A 24,493-nucleotide genomic window follows, 5' to 3' on the forward strand; every position below is an offset into this window, starting at 1 on the left:
AGTCGGCAGATAAGGATTGCAGCCAAGCGACACCTAATACGACTACTTATCAAAAATATAAAATATTTCAGGGCTCCAGAATAAGGAGCTCTTTTATTTATATGTTTTTGAGGAAAGAGAAGAAGGCCTTAATTTTTACTCATTGTTTCCCTATTTGAATTGACAGTCATTTTTGTTCATATTATAATATGAGTAAGAAAAAATTGAACAGGAGGACTGAGAAATGCTAACAGAAAAACAATTTAAACTTTTGCGTTTTATGTTGATATATAAAGAAAAGACATTTACTCAGCGACAGTTAGCTGAAGAGTTAGACCTATCTTTAGGAACAATCAACACATTATTGAAAAAACTGAAAGAAGAGAAGTGGATTGATGAGGAACTTCACTTAACTGAACTAGGCCAAAAAGTTTTAGAACCCTATCGAGTAAAAAATGCCATTATAATGGCTGCTGGCATGAGTAGCCGTTTTGCTCCTTTGTCTTATGAGATTCCCAAAGGATTGCTTCAAGTCAAGGGTGAACGCTTGATAGAGAGGGAAATCAGACAGCTGCAAGAAGCAGGAATAGAAGATATAACCGTTATTGTAGGCTATCTTCAAGAAAAAATGTTCTATCTTGCAGAGAAGTTTGGTGTAAAAATTGTAGTAAATAATGATTACTACAAATATAATAACTGTTCGTCTCTTATGTTGGTTAAAAATCAACTTTCCAACACTTATATTTGTTCATCGGATAATTATTTTGTAGAAAATCCTTTTGAGCAATATATTTATAGGGGTTACTACTCGACGATATTTGCAGAAGGTCAAACGGATGAATATTGTGCTATAGAGGATTCGAATCACACCATCATTGATATCCAGATTGGTGGAGAAAATACTTGGGCCATGGTGGGACACGTTTATTTCGACCGTGCATTTAGTGAGAAATTCAAGGAAATTTTAGAAACCGAGTTTAAACACGAACCTTATCGTGAACAGCTTTGGGAGGATTACTATAGTCGGCATGTCAAGGAACTCCTTTTAGAAGCCCGCCACTATTCAGCGGATATTGTTAAAGAATTTGATTCACTAGATGAACTACGTCAATTTGATGAACGTTATTTGGTAAATGCAGACTCAGCTATTATCGATAATATCTGTAAGACATTAAAGTGTGTGGCTTCAGATATTGTCAATATCAAACCTCTAAAAGATGGGTTAACCAACACATCATTTTCATTTGACTGTCTAGGAAAAAGATATGTTTACCGTCATCCGGGCAGAGGAACGGAAAATTATATCGACCGAGCTAGTGAAGCAGCTTCTATGGAAATTGCTGCAAAATTAAAGATTGACCGTACCTTCGTAGCTATGAACAAGGATGAGGGCTGGAAAATTTCAGAATTTATTCCCAATGCTAGGCAACTGGATTATGATAATTGGGATGATGTGGCACAAGCAATGGATCTCTTGAGACGGTTACACCAATCTGGAGAAAAAACGGAACATTCCTTTGACCAATTTGAGGGAATTGATGATTTTAGAGAAAAATTGAAGGCTAGAAATCGATTTGAATTTGATGGCCTCGAGGAACTGGATAAAACCGTTTCAATTCTCAAAAATTATTTACAGAATGATCCGAAACAGGTTGTTCTTTGTCATGGAGATTCCTATAGTCCTAATTTTTTGTTGAATGAAGTAGGCGAAATGAGCTTGATTGATTGGGAATATTCTGGAATGGGAGAGCCAGCAGGAGATTTGGGGACCTTCATTGCGTGTTCCAATTATACCGTAGAGGATGCTGAAAAAGTACTGGAATTGTATCTACAAAAAGTACCAGATAAGAAAACCAAACGTCACTACTTGGCTTATGTAGCAGTGACCTCATATTATTGGTTCTTGTGGGCTTTGTTCCAGGAGAGTGTCGGAAAACCAGTCGGTGAGTTTCTCTACATCTGGTATCGCTATACCAAACAATATGGACAACTGGCTCTTGATTTGTATTTGGAGGAAAACTAAGATGAGAACGACATCTGAGATTGAAGAATTAGTAGCAACTGAAACAAAGAGAAGATTGGAAGAAATGGAGTCGCCAAACTACGAGTTTGTTCAACCCTTCCTAAAAAGTGATTTCATTTTAATCATCTCCATAGTCCTAATCAACCTTATTTTGATTATCTTAGCAATGACGGGAGGAATTCAATAACATGTCTAAAATGAATGACTATATCCAACAAGAAACCATAACCGGAATTGTTCCCATGACCAATAAGGATCGTCAGTATTCTTTCTGGGATCTCTTTCTATCGACAAGTGGTTTTGCCATTGCTACTTGGTGTTATACCCAAGGAGCCTATGTAGCTCAATATTTGACCTTTAATCAAATGTTGATAAATATTTTTAGCTTTAACATTATCTGGGTCTTTATTGAATGTCTCCCTATTTTGTTTGCGGTGAAGTATGGAATTGATTTGTGGATTTGGCTGAGAGCTGTTCTAGGAAAAAGAGGTGTAGCTCTGTTATCAACCATTATTAGCTTGGCTAACTTTGGATGGTATGCTGTTGCGGCCAATCTTTTTGCCAGTTCCATGATCCATTTGGCAAACAATTTTGGACTTGGTTTGGACAAGGGAGTATGGGCGCCTATTCTTGGTACCCTCTGTGTTCTTCTTGGGACTCTCATTGCTCTTGGAGGCCCGGAAGTGATTAAATGGACTAATCGCTTCTTGGTTATCGCCTTATTGATTGTCGGTCTGATTATCGTTGGAATCTGCTTTGTCGCCGTTCCTATAACGGATATTATGAATATCCAACCAGCCACTCAAGGAGATTTGACGCCATTAGAACGCTTCATGCTCTCTGGAGAAGGAAATGTTGCCTTTGCTTTCTCTTGGTCTACACAGGCATTGGTTTTACCGCGTTTAGCAAAAACAGAACGCAGTGGTTATTGGGCTACAGCCTTATCATACGGAGTTGTGGCTCCATTTTTCGTTGCAACAGGTGGAGTCATGGCTCTAGCCATGTTTGTCAAAACAGGTGTTTACGAAAGTGATCCAACAACCATGCTATCAACTCTAAGCACCCCAGCCTTTGCCCTCTTAAGTCTACTACTAGTAGCCTTTGCCAATATTGGAACCCAGGGGACAGGCTCATATGTAAACTGTATGATTGTCAAAAGTGGGATGCCCAAAGTAAGCTATAAACTAATGGTTTGGATTGCCATGGTTTACGTGAGTCTACTCACTATCTGGGGAGGAGTAGAAGAGTATTTCGGATCCTTCATCTCCCTAGCTGCCTATATTCAGGGGCCAATTATTGGTATGATTGTTGTCGACTATTTTATCTTAAGAAAACGAAAACTCGACTTGCGTTCAGCCTATTTCCTTGAAGGGCATGACGCATACGAATTTACTAAAGGATTTAACTTAGTTGGCTTGTCTTGCGTATTTATCTCCTTATTGGTAGCGGTACTATTTGTCTACAACCCTGTCACTGCACAAATTCAAAGTCCAATCTTTTTAATCACAACTGGTAGCGGATTTACTGCGCTATTCGGTGGTTTACTATACTGGCTAGCTAGTCTTAGCCCTCTGAAACGTTATATGATAAAAGATCGAGACACTATTACGATTTAAGAAGAAAGGGGACTTCGGTTCCCTTTTAACTTACACTGGCTTTTATGCAAATTTCTCAGATTATTCAAAATCTTGAAAAAGAGATGAAAGCGTTTGATAGATTTTCTAAGAAAGTGTATAATAAAAGTAGCAATATAGAAGGAGAAGTCTCATGGCAGTTAAAGATTTCATGACCCGTAAGGTAGTTTATATCAGTCCAGATACGACTGTAGCACACGCAGCAGATTTGATGCGCGAGCAAGGTTTGCACCGTTTACCTGTTATCGAAAACGATCAATTAGTCGGATTGGTAACAGAAGGAACCATCGCGGAAGCCAGCCCATCTAAAGCAACCAGTCTCTCTATCTATGAGATGAATTATCTTCTGAATAAAACCAAAGTAAAAGATGTAATGATTCGAGATGTCGTGACGGTTTCTGGCTATGCTAGTCTAGAAGATGCGACCTACCTTATGCTGAAAAATAAAATTGGGATATTACCAGTCGTAGACAATCATCAGGTCTACGGCGTCATTACAGATCGCGATGTTTTTCAGGCTTTCTTGGAAATCGCTGGATACGGAGAAGAGGGGATTCGTGTTCGTTTCATTACAGAAAATGAAGTAGGAGTACTGGGGAAAATTGTAGCTTTAATTGTAGATGAGGATTTAAATATTTCCCATACTGTCAACATTCCACGTAAGGATGGCAAGGTCGTCATCGAAGTTCAAATTGATGGAAAAATCGATTTGACTGCATTAAAGGATAAGTTTGAAAAAGAAGGAATTCAAGTAGAGGAGATCACTCATACCTCTGCAAAAGTCCTTTAAACCAGAGGCTTTAGAGCCTCTTTTCTTATGCCATCAAAAGCGGTGAAGAGCAAAATATGGAAAGAAATGAGAGATTATGGTATAATAAAACGATATGAAAAGGAGTATCTATGGACATTTCAGAAATTCGTCAAAAAATTGACGCAAATCGTGAAAAATTAGCTTCTTTTAGGGGGTCTCTTTGACCTCGAAGGCTTAGAGGAAGAGATTGCCATCTTGGAAAACAAGATGACAGAACCTGATTTTTGGAACGATAATATCGCGGCCCAAAAAACGTCGCAAGAATTAAATGAATTAAAAAACACCTACAACACCTTCCGTAAAATGGAAGAGTTGCAGGATGAAGTTGAGATTTTATTGGACTTTTTAGCAGAAGACGAGTCAGTCCATGATGAACTGGTCGAACAGTTGACAGAACTGGATAAGATGATGACCAGCTACGAGATGACCCTTCTCTTGTCAGAACCTTATGACCATAATAATGCAATCTTAGAAATCCATCCAGGATCTGGTGGTACTGAGGCACAGGACTGGGGCGATATGTTGCTTCGTATGTATACTCGTTATGGAAATGCCAAAGGCTTTAAAGTAGAAGTCTTGGATTACCAGGCTGGTGATGAAGCAGGTATCAAGTCTGTGACCTTGTCTTTTGAAGGCCCCAATGCATACGGCCTACTTAAATCAGAAATGGGTGTTCACCGTTTGGTCCGTATTTCGCCATTTGACTCTGCCAAACGTCGCCATACTTCATTTACATCCGTAGAGGTTATGCCTGAGTTGGATGATACCATCGAAGTGGAGATTCGTGAAGATGATATCAAAATGGATACCTTCCGTTCAGGTGGTGCTGGTGGACAGAACGTCAATAAGGTGTCAACAGGTGTGCGTTTGACACACATTCCTACGGGAACTGTCGTCCAATCAACGGTCGATCGTACCCAGTATGGAAATAGAGATCGTGCCATGAAGATGTTGCAGGCTAAGCTCTATCAAATGGAGCAAGAAAAGAAAGCTGCGGAAGTTGATTCCCTTAAAGGTGAGAAAAAAGAAATCACTTGGGGAAGTCAAATCCGTTCATATGTTTTCACGCCTTATACTATGGTAAAAGATCACCGTACAAGCTTTGAAGTTGCTCAGGTAGATAAGGTGATGGATGGAGACCTTGATGGTTTTATCGATGCCTACCTCAAGTGGCGAATCAGCTAAGATAGAAAGGAACTCATATGTCAATCATTGAAATGAGAGATGTTGTCAAAAAGTATGACAATGGAACGACTGCCCTGCGTGGTGTATCTGTTACCATTGAACCAGGAGAGTTTGCCTATATTGTAGGACCTTCTGGGGCAGGGAAGTCAACCTTTATTCGAGCTTTATACCGAGAAGTAAAGATCGAAAAAGGAAGCCTATCAGTTGCAGGCTTTAATTTAGTTAAAATTAAGAAGAAAGATGTCCCACTACTACGTCGTAGTGTCGGGGTAGTCTTTCAGGATTACAAACTTTTGCCTAAGAAGACCGTTTATGAGAATATTGCCTATGCAATGGAAGTAATCGGTGAGAGCCGTCGCAATATCAAAAAACGTGTTATGGAAGTATTGGACCTGGTTGGTTTGAAACATAAGGTTCGCTCTTTCCCTAATGAACTCTCAGGTGGAGAGCAGCAACGGATTGCGATTGCTCGTGCGATTGTCAACAATCCTAAAGTATTGATTGCCGATGAGCCAACAGGAAACTTGGACCCAGATAATTCATGGGAAATTATGAATCTGTTGGAACGCATCAATCTCCAAGGTACTACTGTTTTGATGGCGACTCACAATAGCCAGATTGTAAATACCTTGCGCCACCGTGTCATTGCCATTGAAAATGGCCGTGTCGTTCGTGACGAAGCTAAAGGAGAATATGGATACGATGATTAGTAGATTTTTTCGCCATTTATTTGAATCATTAAAAAGTTTAAAACGAAATGGCTGGATGACAGTAGCAGCAGTAAGTTCGGTTATGATTACCTTAACACTCGTTGCCCTGTTTGCATCTGTAATTTTTAATACAGCGAAACTGGCTACCGATATTGAAAACAACGTTCGGGTCATGGTATACATTCGTAAAGATGTAGCTGATAACAGTGAGACGATTGTAAAAGAAGGTCAGACAGTTACCAACAATGACTACCACAAGGTCTATGATGCTTTGAAAGCTATACCTGCTGTTAAGAGTGTTACCTTCTCAAGTAAAGAAGAACAGTACGAAAAACTGACGGAAACAATGGGTGACGATTGGAAGGTCTTTGAAGGGGATGCAAACCCTCTCTATGATGCTTATATCGTTGATACAAATTCTCCGAGTGATGTTAAAACGGTAGCTGAAGAAGCTAAGAAAATTGAGGGAGTATCAGAGGTTCAAGATGGTGGAGCCAACACTCAACGACTTTTTGAACTAGCTTCCTTTATCCGTGTTTGGGGATTGGTTATTGCAGGGCTCTTAATTTTTATCGCAGTCTTCCTCATTTCCAATACCATTCGTATCACTATTATTTCACGTAGTCGTGAGATTCAGATCATGCGTCTTGTAGGAGCGAAAAATGGCTATATCCGTGGTCCATTCTTGCTAGAAGGTGCTTTTATTGGCTTGCTTGGTGCAGCAATTCCTTCAGTCCTTGTATTCTTTATTTATAATATGGTCTATCAATCGGTCAATAAATCCTTGGTAGGTCAAAACTTGTCAATGATTACACCAGATGTGTTTATCCCTCTGATGACAGTCCTATTATTTATAATCGGAATTTTCATTGGTTCAATTGGTTCAGGGATTTCGATGCGTCGATTCTTGAAGATCTAGTTGGATTTAAATGCAAATTGCAGTACAAATCAGAAAAATAATACATATTTAAAAGAGAAGTTTTCGTAAACTTCTCTTTTTCCTTTCTAAAAATTAAAAAAAATAGACAATTTTTTTATAAAAGCCTTTACAAAAAAAATAAAAGTGGTATAATTAATACATAACCAAATGCAAACGTTTTCGTAAAACGTTTGCCTAAATAAAATAAAGGAGATTTGAATGATGAAAGCTACATTCAAAAATGTCTTGTCTTTCGAATTTTGGCAAAAATTCGGTAAGGCTTTAATGGTGGTTATCGCCGTTATGCCAGCGGCGGGATTGATGATCTCAATCGGTAAATCAATCGTGATGATCGACCCAAACCTTGCTCCTCTAGTGATTACAGGTGGAATCCTTGAGCAAATTGGTTGGGGGGTTATCGGTAACCTTCATATCTTGTTTGCCCTTGCTATTGGGGGAAGCTGGGCAAAAGAACGTGCAGGTGGTGCATTTGCAGCCGGACTTGCCTTTATCTTGATTAACCGTATCACAGGTACTATCTTCGGTGTTACAGGTGATATGTTGAAAAACCCTGAAGCAATGGTTACTACTTTCTTTGGTGGTTCAATCAAGGTTGCTGACTACTTTATCAGCGTTCTTGAGGCACCAGCGCTTAACATGGGGGTTTTCGTAGGGATTATCTCTGGTTTTGTTGGGGCAACAGCTTATAACAAATACTACAACTTCCGTAAACTTCCTGATGCCCTTTCATTCTTCAATGGTAAACGTTTCGTACCATTCGTCGTTATTCTTCGTTCAACTATTGCTGCAATTGTACTTGCTGCCTTTTGGCCAGTAGTTCAAACAGGTATCAACAACTTTGGTATTTGGATTGCCAACTCACAAGAAACTGCTCCAGTTCTTGCACCATTCTTGTATGGTACTTTGGAACGTTTGCTCTTGCCATTCGGTCTTCACCACATGTTGACTATCCCAATGAACTATACAGCTCTTGGTGGAACATACGAAGTGTTAACTGGTGCTGCAAAAGGAACACAAGTATTTGGTCAAGATCCACTTTGGCTTGCATGGGTAACTGACCTTGTTAACCTTAAAGGTTCAAATGCTGACCAATACCAACACCTTCTTACAACAGTCACTCCAGCTCGTTTCAAAGTTGGACAAATGATCGGTTCATTTGGTATCTTGATGGGTGTCATCGTTGCTATCTACCGCAATGTTGATGCTGACAAGAAACACCAATACAAGGGTATGATGATTGCGACAGCCCTTGCAACATTCTTGACAGGGGTTACTGAACCTATCGAGTATATGTTCATGTTCATCGCAACACCGCTTTACCTTGTTTATTCAGTAGTTCAAGGTGCTGCCTTTGCTATGGCAGATATTGTTCACCTTCGTGTCCACTCATTCGGTTCAATTGAATTCTTGACTCGTACACCATTGGCAATTAATGCTGGTATTGGTATGGATATCGTTAACTTTATCTGGGTAACTGTTCTCTTTGCGGTTATCATGTACTTCATTGCCAACTTCATGATCAAGAAATTCAACTACGCAACTCCAGGACGTAACGGAAACTACGAAACAGCTGAAGGAACATCAGAAGAAGCAGCTCCTGGAACTCCAAAAGTTGCAGCAGCTTCTCAAGCCGTAAACATCATTAACCTTCTTGGTGGTCGTGCAAATATCGTAGATGTGGATGCATGTATGACTCGTCTTCGTGTAACTGTTAAAGACGCAGATCGCGTTGGTACTGAGGAACAATGGAAAGCAGAAGGAGCTATGGGTCTTGTCATGAAAGGACAAGGTGTCCAAGCTATCTACGGACCAAAAGCTGACGTATTGAAATCTGATATCCAAGATATCCTTGACTCAGGTGAAGTAATTCCTGAAACTCTTCCAAGCCAAATGACAGAAACTCAACAAAATACTGTACACTACAAAGGTGTAACTGAAGAAGTTTACTCAGTAGCTGACGGTCAAGTTGTTGCTTTAGAACAAGTGGAAGATCCAGTTTTTGCTCAAAAAATGATGGGTGATGGATTTGCAGTAGAGCCAGCAAATGGTAACATTGTATCTCCAGTTACTGGTACTGTATCAAGTATCTTCCCAACAAAACACGCTCTTGGTCTTGTCACTGACTCAGGTCTTGAAGTGCTTGTTCATATTGGTTTGGATACAGTAAGTCTTGAAGGAAAACCATTTACTGTTCATGTCTCTGAAGGACAAAAAGTGGTTGCTGGTGATCTTCTTGTCACAGCTGACTTGGATGCTATTCGAGAAGCAGGACGTAAAACATCAACAGTGGTTGTCTTCACAAATGGTGATGTCCTCAAATCAGTTAAATTAGAACAAACAGGTTCTCTTGCAGCTAAAACAGCAGTTGCTAAAGTAGAATTGTAATATACTTGGGGTTGGAAGCTGTTTTCCAACCTCTTGTTTTAGGAGAAAAGCATGAAATTTCTAACACTCAATACCCACAGTTGGATGGAGAAGGAAGCAGAGGAAAAATTCCAAATCTTACTCCAAGACATTCTTGATAAGGATTATGATTTGATTTGTTTCCAAGAAATCAATCAAGAAATGACTTCGCCTGAGGGAGAGGTTAACAATCACTATCAAGCTTTACCATCAGCAGAACCCATTCATCAGGATCACTATGTCCGACTCCTAGTCGAAAAATTGGCTGAGAAAGGGAAAAACTACTACTGGACTTGGGCCTACAATCATATCGGCTATGACCGCTACCATGAAGGTGTAGCTATCTTATCCAAAACACCTATTAAGTCGCGTGAGATTTTAGTATCAGATGTAGATGATCCAACGGACTACCATACTCGTCGCGTTGCCTTGGCTGAGACAGAGGTTGAAGGCAAGGAACTTGCTCTTGCAAGCGTTCATCTCTCTTGGTGGGATAAAGGTTTCCAAGAAGAATGGGCACGATTTGAGGCTGTACTAAAAGAGTTGAAGAAACCTCTAATTTTAGCGGGTGATTTTAATAACCCGGCTGGTCAGGAAGGCTATCAAGCGATTTTAGCTAGCCCATTAGGATTACAAGACGCGTTTGAAGTTGCAAAAGAAAGAAGTGGTAGCTATACTGTTCCACCAGAAATTGATGGTTGGAAAGGCAATACTGAACCGCTACGAATCGACTACGTCTTTACGACCAAAGAGTTAGAAGTAGAGAGTTTACAAGTAGTTTTTGATGGTCAAAATAGTCCACAAGTCAGTGATCACTATGGTTTGAATGCTGTATTGACCTGGAAATAATGAAAGAGGTTGGAATCAGAGATTCCAACCTTTTAAGCTACTTGAATCTTTACTACAGGACTGAGACTCAAATGGGGCTACTGCAATAGGACAAAATATGGTATAATTGAAAGGATAGAATCGAGGATAGTATGACATTTAAGAAATTTCAATTTAAAAATTATATAGTAGAAGCCTTGGAGGAGTTAAAATTCGCAACTCCTACAGAGGTACAAGAAAAATTAATCCCTATTGTACTGGCAGGTCGTGACTTGGTGGGCGAATCGAAAACAGGTTCAGGAAAGACTCATACTTTCTTGTTACCCATTTTCCAGCAATTAGATGAAACTAGCGATAGTGTGCAAGCAGTCATTACTGCACCAAGTCGTGAGTTGGCTACTCAAATCTACCAAGCAGCTCGTCAGATTGCAGCTCACTCAGATGTCGAAGTTCGTGTGGTTAATTATGTGGGTGGTACGGATAAGGCGCGTCAGATTGAAAAACTTGCCAGCAACCAACCACATATCGTTATCGGAACGCCAGGTCGCATCTATGACTTGGTTAAATCTGGTGATTTGGCTATTCACAAGGCCAAGACCTTTGTAGTTGATGAAGCCGATATGACCTTGGATATGGGATTCTTGGAAACCGTTGATAAGATTGCAGGGAGCCTTCCAAAAGACTTGCAATTCATAGTCTTTTCAGCGACGATTCCTCAAAAATTGCAACCATTCTTGAAGAAATACTTGTCAAATCCTGTCATGGAAAAAATCAAGACTAAAACAGTTATCTCAGATACCATTGATAACTGGTTGATTTCGACCAAGGGCCGTGACAAGAACGCTCAAATTTATCAGTTGACTCAGTTGATGCAGGCTTATTTAGCAATGATTTTTGTTAATACAAAAACGCGTGCTGATGAGTTACATGCCTACTTGACTGCTCAAGGCTTGAAGGTAGCTAAGATTCATGGAGATATTGCTCCTCGTGAACGCAAACGGATCATGAATCAAGTGAAAAATCTGGATTTTGAGTACATTGTTGCAACAGACTTGGCAGCGCGTGGAATTGACATTGAAGGGGTCAGCCATGTTATCAATGATGCCATTCCGCAAGACTTGTCCTTCTTTGTTCACCGTGTTGGACGAACTGGGCGCAACGGACTGCCTGGTACAGCGATTACCCTTTACCAGCCTAGTGATGACTCGGATATCCGTGAGTTGGAGAAATTAGGAATCAAGTTTATTCCTAAGATGGTCAAAGACGGAGAGTTTCAAGATACCTATGACCGTGATCGTCGTGCTAATCGTGAAAAGAAGCAGGATAAGCTTGATATTGAAATGATTGGCTTGGTTAAAAAGAAAAAGAAAAAAGTCAAACCTGGCTATAAGAAGAAGATTCAATGGGCGGTGGATGAAAAACGCCGCAAAACCAAGCGTGCTGAAAATCGCGCACGTGGCCGTGCAGAGCGTAAAGCTAAACGCCAAACATTTTAAAAACTCAGTAGAATCAGGTGATTCTACTGAGTTTTTATTTCCGGAAATATTCAAAGGAGATAATAATTATATATTTTAAATAATTTGATTTATAAAACAGTAATTGCTTTAAAACCTTTTTTAGAGCAATATTTTATTGAAATCATAAGGAAAAAAATTGAAAACTATACAAAATTGTGTTATCATACTATAAAACAATCGGATTATATCATTTGATCCGTGAAAAGAAAAGGGGACTTCTATGGATAAATCATTTATGAAACAACAACGTTTTTCATTTCGTAAAATGAAAGTTGGGTTGGCTTCTGTAGCAATTTTGTTTGCTTTTGCTCAGGTCGGACAAGTGTCTGCAGATGAAACAACACAACCGGCATCTACTTCAGCTGAAACAGTAAAGAAAACCGAAGCAAATAAATCGGCAGTCGAAGCTGCTGTAGCAGAAATTAAAGCTGATGAGGCGAAACCAGTCGTTAACCAATCAGATGCAAAACCTGGAGAACTTGTTGATGTTTCTAAGAAGGTTTCACCTATTGACGTGAAAGAACGCCAAGAAGGTGATCAAAAGATTCATGAAGAAACTGCAACAGTTGAAGTCACAAAGACAGAAGTGGCACCTGTAAAAAGTGAAGAACTTCCTGCTCCAAAGACTGAAACAACTGAGAGTACAGTGAGTGGGAAAGATGAAGATGGAAATTCTTATACCCAATATGAACGTGTTGATAAAACAACTACAGTCGAAATCAAGAAAGCGACAAGAACGATTTCAAAATCTAACTCTGCCGATATCGTTTTTGTTGTTGACCGTTCAGCATCTATGTCTCGAACTATTGACACTGTCCGTAACAATATCAATGAGTTTGCAAGAAATCTTGCTAAAGATGGAGTAGCAGCACGTTTTGGATTAGCTACCTTTAGTGATGAAGTATATGGACGTATAGGTGGATTAGCAGATGAGGGTACAATTTTAACAAAATTTAATGAATCTTATTTTACCTCTGACCCAGCTGAGCTTGAAAAAGCCTTAGCAGGCATTAAGCTTGCACATGGTGGAGACTTCCCTGAAACATCTACACCTACTCTTACACAAATTGTTTCAACCTACGACTGGTCTAAGTCACCTAAAAATAAAAAGTTTGTCGTATTGTTGACAGATGCTCCAATGAAGGAGGATCCTTCAATTCCAACGATGGCGAATACTCTTGCGTCTTTGAAAGCCGCAAAAATCGAAAGAATTGTTGCAACTTCGACAGGGACCGATATTAGCTATAAAGATTTTGTATCTGAAGGTCGATTAATGAATATTAATCGTAACTTGGCTGATTCTTTAACTAAGGATGCAACTACATGGATTGTTGAAACTGTGACTGAAGGACACAATTACAAGGTAACGAAAGATAATTACCAATTTTACCTAGAACGTCGTACAACACTACCTGTTGCTCAGACAGGAAGTGCGACTCCAACTACCACAGTTCCAGTAGCTACAGCTTATAAAAAAGAAGTGGCGAAACTCCCTGATACAGGAAGTAATGATACAGCGAACTATGGTATTGTGGGACTTGGCCTCCTAATGGCTGGACTTGGCTTAACTGTAAGCAATAGAAAGTCTAAGGAACAGTAAGCCTAACTGGAAGATTGTTTGTTAAAACATTGTGAGGAAAAAGCAGACGAAAAAATAGGTAGTTTGTAAACGAAGTATGCAGATAAACATAGGTATGATCTTCTGTATTATGGAGTACAAGCCAAATTATTATGCCGAGAAAAGAGCCGTAAGGTTCTTTTTTTGATTTAGAGAAAATACTGCAAAAAAAAGTAAAAAGTGGTATAATGATAAGGTTATATAGTCCCGATAAGATGGTAGGTATTCATTACTAGTAGTTTTCCTATCAGTACTTTGTAACTCTATAACAATATTTTTTAAGGGGGGACATTTTTATGTCAGAACGTAAATTATTCACGTCTGAATCTGTATCTGAGGGGCATCCGGATAAGATTGCAGACCAAATTTCAGATGCGATTTTGGATGCTATTTTAGCAAAGGATCCAGATGCGCACGTTGCTGCCGAGACAGCTGTATACACAGGTTCGGTCCATGTTTTTGGTGAAATTTCTACAAATGCTTATGTGGATATCAACCGTGTGGTTCGTGATACCATTGCAGAGATTGGTTATACCAATACAGAGTATGGTTTTTCTGCGGAGACGGTGGGAGTTCATCCGTCACTTGTTGAGCAGTCACCGGATATCGCTCAAGGTGTTAACGAAGCCTTGGAAGTCCGTGGAAATGCAGATCAAGATCCACTGGACTTGATTGGTGCTGGAGACCAAGGTCTTATGTTTGGGTTTGCGGTGGATGAGACAGAAGAACTCATGCCTTTACCAATCTCACTTAGCCACAAGTTGGTTCGTCGTTTGGCAGAACTTCGTAAGTCTGGTGAAATCAGCTATCTCCGTCCAGATGCTAAATCACAAGTTACGGTTGAGTATGATGAAAATGATCGTCCAGTACGTGTGGATACAGTCGTGATTTCAACTCAGCACGACCCAGAAGTTAGCAATGAACAAATTCACAATGATGTGATTAGCAAGGTTATCAAGGAAGTTATTCCAGCATCTTACTTGGATGAGCAAACCAAATTCTTCATCAATCCAACTGGTCGTTTTGTAATCGGTGGACCTCAAGGAGACTCAGGTTTGACTGGTCGTAAGATTATCGTGGATACCTATGGTGGCTACTCTCGCCATGGTGGTGGTGCCTTCTCTGGTAAGGATGCGACGAAGGTGGACCGTTCTGCGTCATATGCGGCTCGCTACATTGCCAAGAATATCGTTGCTGCAGGTTTGGCTAAGAAGGCAGAAGTACAATTGGCCTATGCTATCGGGGTGGCGCAACCTGTTTCTGTTCGTATCGATACTTTTGGTACAGGAACAGTAGCTGAAAGCAAGCTTGAAAAAGCAGCGCGTCAAATCTTTGACCTTCGCCCTGCAGGAATTATTCAAATGCTGGATCTCAAACGCCCAATTTACCGTCAAACAGCGGCTTATGGACACATGGGACGTACAGATATTGACCTTCCATGGGAACGATTAGACAAGGTAGATGCTTTAAAAGAAGCGGTGAAATAGAATTAAAAGATTGGTAGTATACAACTACCAATCTTTTTTGCAAAAGAAAACCAGCTTTTGGCTGGTCTTCTTATTTCATAGGGATTGAAATCTCAATCAATTTATCTGAATAAAGCGTCTTGATATTGGCTTCATCAATGCTTCCTTTATCGATTTTACGTTTCAAGAAGAAGTCTTGGATGGTTTCGATTTCAGGTTCACGAATAGCTCGGTGTTTGTTGGAAATGAGGATTTCATAGTGAAGCGGGGCTTGTGTGAAAACTACATCTGTGTTTCCAGCAGAATAGACCTCGACAAGAGTTGCGTCTGTGCTTTCTAATTGGCTTTTAACAAGTTGCGAGTGTGAGTTTGTCGTATTGATAAGCTTCATAACAGTTCCTCCGATTTTCTAACTCTATTATAGCACTTTTTGGATAAAATCGTGTATTTTAGCCAATTCCATGCTGGATTTTCCAAGCTTCAATTCCCCATTTATGGCTACCACGTTTGAGTTTTTCAATTGCTTCATCAATAGGAAACCAAGCAATATGATTAAAATCTTCCAATGGTTTTTGTACTTCTTGGAAAGAAATAGCTTCATAGAGATAAGCTGGGTTGTAGTAGTAGGTATCACGGTGGCGAGAGTAGAAATACTCATCAGCTTGTCCATAATAGGTTCCAATCTCAGCTGTAAAGCCAAGTTCTTCGATTAGTTCTCTCTTCAGTGCTTCTTGATGATCTTCGCCAGCTTCAATCTCTCCACCTGGCAAGAACCAAGCACCATTGGGAGCTTGGACTAAGACGATTTGTTTTTTCTCCGCATCCGGAATAACTGCGTACACGCCATAGCGGGGCTGGTAAGTCACATTCTCTTTTTTTTCACCAAAAGTTGGGTTTGCCATTGCATTTTCCTCATTCTCTAGTATCTTTATTATTATCATAATGGACGAGGGGCAAGCTGTCAAGAATAAACCAACGAACTGGTGCAGAAAAAGCTACTTTGTCTTGGTCAATCCTTGTCTAGTTAAACTTTCCAGACCTAGCACTATAACTGGTATAATAAAAGAGAGGTGACTTTATGGCAGAATCAAGACTATTTCGTATCCTATATCTACTTTTAGAAAAAGGCAGTACAACGGCTCCTGAATTAGCCCGATTATTTGAAGTATCTGTACGAACGATTTATCGCGATATTGAGCGGTTGAGTATGGCGGGGATTCCTCTATATTCGATACCTGGGAAGGCAGGCGGAATCTTTTTAATGAAGGACTTTGTTCTGGATCGTACTCTCGTATCGGAGGATGAAAAATTAGAACTTCTATCAGCTTTGCAAGGAATTCAAGCCCTGACAAATGACAAGCAAGATCTGTTGCTTGAAAAGTTGGAATCTATTTTTCAAGTTTCTCCCAGCCCTTGGATAGAAGTAGACTTGACTGACTGGAGAAAGCGAGAAGGTCAAAAAGAATTATTTGATAACATCAAACATGCTATTCTAGAGAAAAGACAACTGGTGATTACTTATCTAGGTGGGTGTGGTCAGAAAACGATTCGTACAGTCGAGCCCTTTAGACTCGTATTTAAAAAGAGAGATTGGTACCTTCATGCCTACTGTTGTTTGAAGGAAGAGTGGCGTTTTTTCAAATTGTCTAGAATTAGGAATTATCACCTAACAACTGAAACTGTGAATCAGAAAAATGTGGAGGATTGGGTTGATGGTTCAGATCAAGTGACACATCAAATCGAAGTTTCCTTGAAGTTTAGTCCCAAGCTTGCTTTCCGGGTTTATGAAGATTTTTCAGAAGATGAGATTAGCTTGGGGAAAGATGGGTGTTATTATGTCAAGACAGTCCTACCAGAGCATGAAAGTCTGTATACTTACCTCCTGTCTTATCTAGATGGGGTGGAAATACTCGCCCCCAATCATCTGAAGAAGGAATTGCTTTCTAGATTAGAAAAAATCCAAAAACTTTACAAACCTTGACAAAAGATGTCAGGGTTTTGGTGCTATACTAGAGGTAGAAAGGAGAAGAACCAAATGAAATACGAATGGAGAAAAGAAGCGAAAGCTCTTTATCAAGTGAAGGCTAGGCCCAGCATCTTGCAGGTGCCAGGTCAATCCTATATCGTGATTGATGGTAAAGGTGATCCAAATCAAGAAGATTTTTCAGAACGCGTAGGGGTCTTATATGCCTTAGCCTATGCGATAAAGATGAAGTATAAAAAAGCTCCTCTGGATGAGGTTTACACTGATTTTACAGTCTTTCCTTTAGAAGGTGTATGGAAAAAGGAGAAGGAGGGAGAACTGGTAAAAAGTGAGCTTTCTTATAGCATTATGATTGGGCAACCCGATTTTATTACGAGAGAACTATTTGAAAAAGCTTTGGAAGAGGTCAAAATCAAGAAGCCAAATCTTCTTTATGAAGCTATTCGTTTTGAAATGATAGAAGAAGGCCAAAGCCTTGCTATGCTTCATGTAGGACCTTTTGATACTGAAAATGAGACTTTTGCAGAGATGGAGCATTTTTGTAAACTTCATAAACTCAAAAGAACTTCGGAAGTCCACCGAGAAATTTATCTCAATAACCTTCATCGAACGGAGCCAAGCAAATTAAAAACAATTCTTCGCTATCAAGTTCAAGAAGAGAATTAAAAAAAGAACAGGAAATCTTGTTTCCTGTTCTTTTTATGAGGTTTATTCTTCTATTTCAGAAGCAATCTCTTCTGTTTTCTCAGTTTTTTTGGCAGATTTGATTTGAATATTGCCATTGCTTGTCATGACTGCCTTGAGGGCTTTCTCACTTGGATTTTCAAGGTAGAAATCAGTGATGGCATCCTCGATATGGTCTTGAATGGTACGGCGGAGTGGGCGTGCTCCCATTTTTGGATCATAACCTAAGTCAACCAACTTTTCCTTGACCTTGTCTGTCACATCGAGGTAGATATTGTTGCTAGAGAGGCGTTTGTTGACATCCGCTAGCATGAGTTCGACGATTTGGAGAAGGTTGTCCTTGCTGAGAGGTTTAAATTCGATGATGCCGTCAAAACGGTTCATAAACTCCGGACTAAAGAAGTTGCCGAGTTCACCGAGAACAGAGTTGGTACGTCCTTCGCGAGCCGCCCCAAAACCAACACTGGCTTCGGCCTTACCAGTTCCAGCGTTTGAGGTCATGATAATGATGGTATCCTTGAAGCTAACTGTACGTCCTTGCCCATCTGTTAAACGACCATCGTCCAAGACTTGAAGGAACATGTGCATCACATCTGGATGGGCTTTCTCGACCTCATCGAGAAGGATGAGTGAGTAAGGATTGCGACGAACTTTTTCCGTTAACTGACCAGCTTCATCGTAGCCTACATAGCCTGGAGGGGCTCCGACCAATTTAGCCACACTGTGTTTTTCCATGTATTCACTCATATCAAAGCGAATCATGCTGTCAGCAGAGCCAAAGAGCTCAATGGCTAGTTGTTTAGAGAGTTCTGTCTTACCGACACCAGTTGGTCCGACAAAGAGGAAGCTTCCGATTGGGCGGTTAGGAGTTCCAAGTCCAACACGATTACGACGGATGGCCTTGGCAATCTTATCGACAGCTTCATCTTGACCAATGACATGAGCTTTGAGATCGTCTGCTAGATGGATAAGCTGAGACTGTTCTTTTTCTTTGAGTTCTCCAACAGGGATATTGGTTTTCTGCTCAATGATATGTTCAATGGTTTTCTCGCTGATGATTGGAGTATCCTGATCGGTCACCTTATTTTTCTGCATTTCCTTGTACTTGGCAATCTGATCACGGAAATAAGCAGCCTTTTCAAAGTCTTCCTCTCGTGTAGCCTGAGCCTTTAGATTCTCAGCTTCAATTAAACGCTGATCAATCACTTTAGGATCAACAAAGTTCAGCGTCAGATTCATCTTTGAACCAGCTTCGTCCAACAGGTCAATAGCCTTGTCTGGCAAGAAGCGGTCTTGGATGTAGCGGTTGGAAAGATTTGCAGCAGCTTCGATAGCAGCATCAGTATACTTGACGTGATGGTAGTCTTCGTATTTCTTTTGAACTCCTTTGAGGATGATAATGGTTTCTTCGACAGTTGGTTCATCTACCTTGACAGGCTGCATACGGCGCTCCAAAGCAGCATCTTTTTCAATGATGCGGTATTCATTAAGAGTAGTAGCTCCAACCAATTGCAATTCACCACGGGCAAGGGCTGGTTTGAGGATATTTCCTGCATCCATATTGCCGTCGCCAGCAGATCCTGCACCAACAATTTCATGGATTTCGTCGATAAAGAGAATTATGTCCTCACGTTTGCGAATTTCTTCCATGAGCTTTTGCATACGTTCTTCAAACTGGCCTCGGATACCCGTTCCTTGGACTAGACTGACCACATCCAAACGGATGACCTGCTTGCCTTGTAGTTTATGGGGAACATCACCATCGACGATTTTTTGAGCTAGACCTTCAACAACAGCTGTTTTACCAACACCTGGTTCTCCGATAAGGACAGGATTGTTCTTGGTTCGACGGTTGAGGATTTCGATAACGCGGATAATCTCTTCATCTCGACCGATAACAGGATCAATATCTCCCCGACGAGCAATCTCAGTAATATTGATACCGTATTCCTCAAGGAGTCCTCTTTCTTGGCTAGGAGGTGTTTGAAGTGGGCCGCGGTTTTGAGGTCCATAACCACCGTTTCCTCCATATCCCCCACCAGATTGAGTTGGAGGGACGTTATTAGAAGAAGGTTTGAAATTGTTCAAATCATTGAAAAAGTCGCCAAATGGATCAAAGTCATGATTATTTAAGTCAGTCATTCCTTTAAAGAGGGTATTATTTGGATCTGTTTTGATAATTTTATAGCAATTTTGACAAAGATCAATTTGCTTTTGCTGTCCATTGATATTGGTATACAGATGAATTGTTGAGTCGTTAATTTTACAGTTTTGACAGAGCATACATCTACCTCATTTCATTCTTATTCTTGGTCTAAGAAAAAGGTCAAGAATAGTCAAAGTTTTATACTCTCATTATAGCATGATTAAGGTGTAAAGCAAGTAAAAAGATTGGGAAGTAGTCGTTTTTAAAAGAAGGATTTATGGAGAATTAAGCGACTTGAAGGTAAGAAAAAATCCCATTTGTGGTGACAAAAAGGATTCTCATTCATCGGGACTTACTGCCCGTTGTTTCTATATTAGTAAAGGAGTTCGTAGATCTCCATTGCAATCAAATCAATACTATCAAAGGTATAAGTTTCACGAGCCTCTACATCACGAAGGGTAAAGAGTGAACCGTTTTCTTCGTCGTGGCTGTATGCAACTTCTGCGACAACAACACCTTCACGTTCAAAATTACGTTTTAGATTTCCACCATCTTTTGTCATTGCTTCTAGGCGGTTAATGATTCTAACCAAATGTGATTCCATTTTGATTCTCCTCCATTTCTTATCGTTTCTATTTTACCATAAACAAGAGGTAGTTGACTAGAAAAAAACTGTGATTTCTCTCTATTTCTCCATTCTATCAAGTTAATTGTTAAAATTAGAGAAAAAAGATTGCATTTTAATTCAATTCATGTTATAATCATACAATCTAATACATAGAAAGTTGATTGAATATGAATTTTTCTTTTTTACCAAAGTATTTACCATATTTTAACTATGGTGCTCTGATTACCGTATTGATTTCTATCCTTGTTGTCTGCTTAGGGACCATTATAGGTGTGTTACTGGCCTTTGCCCAACGTTCACGCTTTAAACCGCTCGTTTGGTTTGCAAATGTGTATGTTTGGATCTTCCGTGGGACGCCGATGATGGTTCAAATAATGATTGCCTTTGCTCTTATGCATATCAATGCTCCAACTATTCAAGTGGGAATTTTAGGAGTTGATCTTTCTCGTTTGATTCCTGGTATTTTGATTATTTCTATGAACAGTGGTGCTTACGTTTCAGAAACTGTTCGTGCGGGGATCAATGCCGTTCCTAAAGGTCAGTTAGAGGCTGCTTACTCTCTTGGTATTCGTCCCCAAAATGCCATGCGGTATGTCATTTTGCCACAAGCTATCAAAAATATTCTTCCAGCGCTGGGAAATGAATTTATCACCATTATTAAGGATAGTTCCCTCTTGTCTGCGATTGGGGTGATGGAGTTGTGGAATGGTGCAACGACTGTAGCGACAACAACTTATTTACCGTTGACTCCTCTTTTATTTGCAGCCTTTTACTATTTGATTATGACCTCTGTTTTGACAGTGGCGTTGAAAGCATTTGAAAAACATATTGGACAAGGAGACAAGAAATAATGACAGAAACCTTGATTAAAATTGAAGAACTACATAAATCTTTTGGGAAAAATGAAGTTTTAAAAGGCATCAACCTTGAGATTAAAAGAGGAGAAGTTGTGGTCATTATCGGTCCGTCAGGGAGCGGGAAATCAACTCTCCTTCGTTCGATGAATCTCCTTGAAGAAGCAAGTAAAGGTAAGGTTATCTTTGAAGGAGTTGATATCACAGATAAGAAAAATGACCTTTTTGCCATGCGTGAAAAGATGGGTATGGTATTCCAACAATTCAACCTCTTTCCCAATATGACAGTCATGGAAAATATCACTTTGTCACCAATTAAAACCAAAGGTGAAAGCAAGGAAGTTGCGGAGAAAAGAGCACAGGAACTGTTAGAAAAAGTTGGCTTGCCAGATAAGGCGACGGCCTATCCTCAGAGTTTGTCAGGTGGTCAGCAGCAACGGATTGCCATTGCACGTGGACTTGCTATGGAACCAGATGTTTTGCTCTTTGATGAGCCGACTTCAGCCCTAGACCCTGAGATGGTTGGAGAAGTTCTAGCTGTTATGCAAGACCTTGCCAAGTCAGGGATGACTATGGTGATTGTGACTCATGAAATGGGCTTTGCGCGTGAGGTAGCAGACCGTGTTATCTTTATGGCGGATGGAGTTGTTGTTGAAGATGGAACACCAGAGGAGATTTTTGATCAAACAAAAGAACAACGAACCAAGGAATTTTTGAGTAAGGTTTTGTAATACCTCATTTTTAGAAGAAATGGAGTAGGCATCATGGCTTCCAGTGAAGAATATTTAGATTTTATTCTCGAACAGCTATCAGAGCTAGAGGAGATGAGTTATCGTCCAATGATGGGAGAGTATATCCTTTATTATCGTGGGAAGATTATTGGGGGAATCTATGATAACCGTTTGTTACTGAAGCCTGTGAAGGTGGTCATGGATCAACTGGGACAGACTAGGCTTGAACGTCCTTATGAAGGAGCTAAGGAGATGATTTTGATAGAAGACATTGAAGATAAATCATTTCTAATGAGATTAATCAAGGAGATGTATGAAGTCTTACCGGCTCCAAAAGTCAAAAAGAAAGCATGACAGTTTTACCTAGTATAAATAGGCATAAAAGCTCGACAAGGGCTTTTTCTTATAGTTTCAGACTATAAGGTCCATTAGGAAAGAAGTGTTAGGATGGCGAGTTATTTTTTGATATAATAGAGGATATTTGATAGAAAAGAGAAGAGATATGGCTCAGATTATTGATGGGAAGGCTCTTGCGGCTAAGTTACAAGGACAGTTGGCTGAAAAGACTGCCAAACTAAAAGAAGAAACAGGTTTAGTTCCAGGATTGGTGGTGATTTTGGTGGGGGACAATCCTGCCAGCCAAGTCTACGTTCGCAACAAGGAACGGTCAGCTCTCGCTGCTGGCTTCCGTAGTGAAGTAGTGCGAGTTCCAGAGACCATTACCCAAGCGGAATTGTTAGACTTGATTTCCAAATACAATCAAGATCCAGCTTGGCATGGGATTTTAGTCCAGTTACCTTTGCCAAAACATATTGACGAAGAGGCAGTTTTATTAGCCATTGATCCAGAAAAGGATGTGGATGGTTTCCATCCTCTAAATATGGGCCGTCTTTGGTCAGGTCATCCAGTTATGATTCCTTCTACACCTGCAGGGATTATGGAGATGTTTCATGAATATGGGATTGACTTGGAAGGTAAAAATGCAGTCGTTATTGGTCGTTCGAATATCGTCGGAAAACCGATGGCTCAGCTTCTTTTGGCTAAAAATGCGACTGTGACCTTGACCCACTCACGCACCCATCATCTTGCCAAGGTGGCTGCTAAAGCAGATATTCTTGTTGTTGCTATTGGTCGCGCTAAGTTTGTGACTGCCGACTTTGTCAAACCAGGTGCAGTTGTCATTGATGTCGGCATGAATCGAGATGAAAATGGCAAGCTTTGTGGAGATGTTGACTTTGATGCCGTTGCACCACTTGCCAGTCATATCACGCCAGTACCTGGTGGAGTTGGCCCTATGACCATTACCATGCTCATGGAACAAACCTATCAGGCAGCGCTTCGTACACTGAACAAGGACTAGGAAAATGAAATTCGTATTTGATCTGGATGGGACGCTGTCTTTTGACTATATGACCATAGATGAAGAGATTAAGCAGGTTCTTTTAAAGGCTGAAGATTATGGGCATGAGCTTGTATTTGCATCAGCTCGCTCTTATCGGGATTGTTTGGGCTTGTTAGGTCCCGAGCTCAGTCAGCGTTTGGTTATAGGTTTGAATGGTGGCGTAGCCTATTATCTGGGGAAAGCTATCTATGAAAGAAATCTCGATGCTGGAGTTTATCAGGCGCTAGTAGATTATTGCCAGACCTACAATCTCCCTTTTTTTGCAGATGATTGCTTTGACTATAGCGGTCAGATTGTAGAAAAAATTCCATTTATTTCCAGTGTGGATCCCCTAAAGGTGGCTCGTCATCAGAAACTTGAGGACTTAGGGACTCCGATTAAGGTAGTCGTTTATATGGGTGACCATGAGGATTTGCTTGATGATCTGCTTGGTCAGTTAGAAAGACTAGGACAAGCTCATCTGTCTTATCATGCGCATGAAAAGTGCCTTTATGTTAATCCCTTGGATACTCATAAGGCGACAACTGTTGAAAAGTTATGCGGGGAGAACTTCATTGCTTTTGGAAATGACCAAAACGATATTGAACTGTTTAAAACATCGCTCTATTCTGTCCAGATAGGAGATTTTGCTGGTCTTACTCCATATGCAGATGACACGTTAGAGATAAAAGGAGCTCCTTCTCCAGCAGTTGCTGCTAAAATCTTACAGACTTTTGCGGAATTTAAGGGAAAATAGTGTAGAAGGAGGTTCTAGCCTCCTTTTTATGTAGAGTAATGCAGTCTATAAACTATAAATTTGAAGTTTGAAAAAGATATTAATGGAATTCAATTTGTAGTAGAAAGAGTCTAGAACCGAAAGCTATTTTCATTGCAACTATTCCTTTTAAATGACCCCTTCTTATATATCATTTTATTGGGTTAAATTAATGGAAAATAATTGCAATTTAAGG

23 protein-coding genes are annotated in these 24,493 nt (G+C 40.1%); 19 read left to right on the forward strand and 4 right to left on the reverse strand.

All coding sequences use genetic code 11. The features are described 5' to 3' along the window. Positions 1 to 223: 223 nt before the first annotated feature. The 12 genes from O3652_RS00625 (at position 224) to metK (ending at position 15,135) form a co-directional block, all read left to right on the forward strand. Positions 224 to 2,002 (forward strand): phosphotransferase, encoded by a 1,779-nt coding sequence (locus tag O3652_RS00625; protein ID WP_371589972.1) that lies wholly within the window; start codon positions 224 to 226, stop codon positions 2,000 to 2,002. A gap of 1 nt (position 2,003) precedes the next feature. Next, positions 2,004 to 2,189, forward strand: coding sequence for a hypothetical protein (locus O3652_RS00630; protein WP_001260989.1), 186 nt, complete (start codon positions 2,004 to 2,006; stop codon positions 2,187 to 2,189). A gap of 1 nt (position 2,190) precedes the next feature. Beyond that, on the forward strand, positions 2,191 to 3,618 hold the full coding sequence (locus O3652_RS00635) for a cytosine permease (RefSeq protein ID WP_084936951.1): 1,428 nt from the start codon (positions 2,191 to 2,193) through the stop codon (positions 3,616 to 3,618). 151 nt (positions 3,619 to 3,769) lie between these two features. Beyond that, positions 3,770 to 4,426, forward strand: a complete 657-nt coding sequence (locus tag O3652_RS00640) for a CBS domain-containing protein (RefSeq protein ID WP_254725145.1) — start codon at positions 3,770 to 3,772, stop codon at positions 4,424 to 4,426. Between the two features lie 110 nt (positions 4,427 to 4,536). Next, positions 4,537 to 5,632 (forward strand): peptide chain release factor 2 gene (prfB, locus tag O3652_RS00645; protein ID WP_096753628.1). Its coding sequence is split into 2 segments (ribosomal slippage): positions 4,537 to 4,608 and positions 4,610 to 5,632, totalling 1,095 coding nucleotides; the frame shifts between segments, so codons are not numbered across the junction. Positions 5,633 to 5,649: 17 nt separating this feature from the next. Then, on the forward strand, positions 5,650 to 6,342 hold the full coding sequence (gene ftsE / locus O3652_RS00650) for a cell division ATP-binding protein FtsE (RefSeq protein ID WP_000022272.1): 693 nt from the start codon (positions 5,650 to 5,652) through the stop codon (positions 6,340 to 6,342). Next, positions 6,335 to 7,261: a permease-like cell division protein FtsX gene (gene ftsX / locus O3652_RS00655; RefSeq protein ID WP_371589973.1), complete on the forward strand. Its 927-nt coding sequence runs from the start codon at positions 6,335 to 6,337 to the stop codon at positions 7,259 to 7,261. The genes ftsE and ftsX overlap by 8 nt, the downstream gene beginning before the upstream one ends. A gap of 219 nt (positions 7,262 to 7,480) precedes the next feature. Further along, the gene (locus O3652_RS00660; protein ID WP_371589974.1) at positions 7,481 to 9,667 is read left to right on the forward strand and encodes a PTS transporter subunit IIBC; all 2,187 of its coding nucleotides are present in this window, start codon (positions 7,481 to 7,483) and stop codon (positions 9,665 to 9,667) included. Between the two features lie 51 nt (positions 9,668 to 9,718). Then, a complete protein-coding gene (locus O3652_RS00665; protein WP_371589975.1) occupies positions 9,719 to 10,534 on the forward strand; it encodes an endonuclease/exonuclease/phosphatase family protein in 816 nt (271 codons plus the stop codon). A gap of 131 nt (positions 10,535 to 10,665) precedes the next feature. Further along, positions 10,666 to 12,009 carry a DEAD/DEAH box helicase gene (locus O3652_RS00670; protein WP_371589976.1) on the forward strand — a complete coding sequence of 448 codons (1,344 nt, stop codon included), beginning with the start codon at positions 10,666 to 10,668 and terminating at the stop codon, positions 12,007 to 12,009. 241 nt (positions 12,010 to 12,250) lie between these two features. After that, positions 12,251 to 13,630 (forward strand): VWA domain-containing protein, encoded by a 1,380-nt coding sequence (locus O3652_RS00675; protein WP_000361432.1) that lies wholly within the window; start codon positions 12,251 to 12,253, stop codon positions 13,628 to 13,630. Between the two features lie 314 nt (positions 13,631 to 13,944). Then, positions 13,945 to 15,135 (forward strand): methionine adenosyltransferase, encoded by a 1,191-nt coding sequence (gene metK / locus O3652_RS00680; protein WP_049478314.1) that lies wholly within the window; start codon positions 13,945 to 13,947, stop codon positions 15,133 to 15,135. Between the two features lie 70 nt (positions 15,136 to 15,205). On the opposite strand, the gene O3652_RS00685 is transcribed toward metK, so the two are convergent. After that, positions 15,206 to 15,505: a DUF1827 family protein gene (locus tag O3652_RS00685; protein ID WP_000767206.1), complete on the reverse strand. Its 300-nt coding sequence runs from the start codon at positions 15,503 to 15,505 to the stop codon at positions 15,206 to 15,208. A gap of 58 nt (positions 15,506 to 15,563) precedes the next feature. Beyond that, positions 15,564 to 16,016, reverse strand: a complete 453-nt coding sequence (locus tag O3652_RS00690) for an NUDIX hydrolase (RefSeq protein ID WP_371589977.1) — start codon at positions 16,014 to 16,016, stop codon at positions 15,564 to 15,566. 176 nt (positions 16,017 to 16,192) lie between these two features. Between O3652_RS00690 and O3652_RS00695 the strand changes: the two genes are divergently transcribed. Further along, entirely contained in the window at positions 16,193 to 17,095 is a 903-nt protein-coding gene (locus tag O3652_RS00695; RefSeq protein ID WP_371589978.1) for a helix-turn-helix transcriptional regulator, read from the forward strand. A gap of 54 nt (positions 17,096 to 17,149) precedes the next feature. Beyond that, a complete protein-coding gene (locus O3652_RS00700; protein ID WP_371589979.1) occupies positions 17,150 to 17,764 on the forward strand; it encodes a GyrI-like domain-containing protein in 615 nt (204 codons plus the stop codon). 42 nt (positions 17,765 to 17,806) lie between these two features. Here O3652_RS00700 and O3652_RS00705 read toward each other — a convergent pair whose 3' ends face one another. Together O3652_RS00705 and O3652_RS00710 are read right to left on the reverse strand one after the other, a co-directional pair. After that, the gene (locus tag O3652_RS00705) at positions 17,807 to 20,065 is read right to left on the reverse strand and encodes an ATP-dependent Clp protease ATP-binding subunit (RefSeq protein WP_347097948.1); all 2,259 of its coding nucleotides are present in this window, start codon (positions 20,063 to 20,065) and stop codon (positions 17,807 to 17,809) included. Positions 20,066 to 20,301: 236 nt separating this feature from the next. Further along, complete coding sequence (locus tag O3652_RS00710) at positions 20,302 to 20,532, reverse strand: DUF1797 family protein (protein ID WP_000443577.1); 231 nt, start codon at positions 20,530 to 20,532, stop codon at positions 20,302 to 20,304. A 191-nt stretch (positions 20,533 to 20,723) separates the two neighbouring features. Here O3652_RS00710 and O3652_RS00715 point away from each other — a divergent pair, with 191 nt between their 5' ends. From O3652_RS00715 to O3652_RS00735, 5 genes are all read left to right on the forward strand, one after another. Beyond that, positions 20,724 to 21,407, forward strand: a complete 684-nt coding sequence (locus tag O3652_RS00715; protein WP_125384663.1) for an amino acid ABC transporter permease — start codon at positions 20,724 to 20,726, stop codon at positions 21,405 to 21,407. After that, entirely contained in the window at positions 21,407 to 22,141 is a 735-nt protein-coding gene (locus O3652_RS00720; protein ID WP_000140925.1) for an amino acid ABC transporter ATP-binding protein, read from the forward strand. The genes O3652_RS00715 and O3652_RS00720 overlap by 1 nt, the downstream gene beginning before the upstream one ends. A 33-nt stretch (positions 22,142 to 22,174) precedes the next feature. Continuing rightward, complete coding sequence (locus O3652_RS00725) at positions 22,175 to 22,495, forward strand: TfoX/Sxy family protein (RefSeq protein WP_216728486.1); 321 nt, start codon at positions 22,175 to 22,177, stop codon at positions 22,493 to 22,495. Between the two features lie 148 nt (positions 22,496 to 22,643). Continuing rightward, entirely contained in the window at positions 22,644 to 23,501 is an 858-nt protein-coding gene (locus O3652_RS00730) for a bifunctional methylenetetrahydrofolate dehydrogenase/methenyltetrahydrofolate cyclohydrolase (protein ID WP_371589980.1), read from the forward strand. 4 nt (positions 23,502 to 23,505) lie between these two features. Beyond that, positions 23,506 to 24,279 (forward strand): HAD hydrolase family protein, encoded by a 774-nt coding sequence (locus tag O3652_RS00735; protein ID WP_000673614.1) that lies wholly within the window; start codon positions 23,506 to 23,508, stop codon positions 24,277 to 24,279. Positions 24,280 to 24,493: the final 214 nt, after the last annotated feature.

It is taken from the genome of Streptococcus sp. 27098_8_23 (assembly GCF_041432195.1).
GTDB lineage: Bacteria > Bacillota > Bacilli > Lactobacillales > Streptococcaceae > Streptococcus.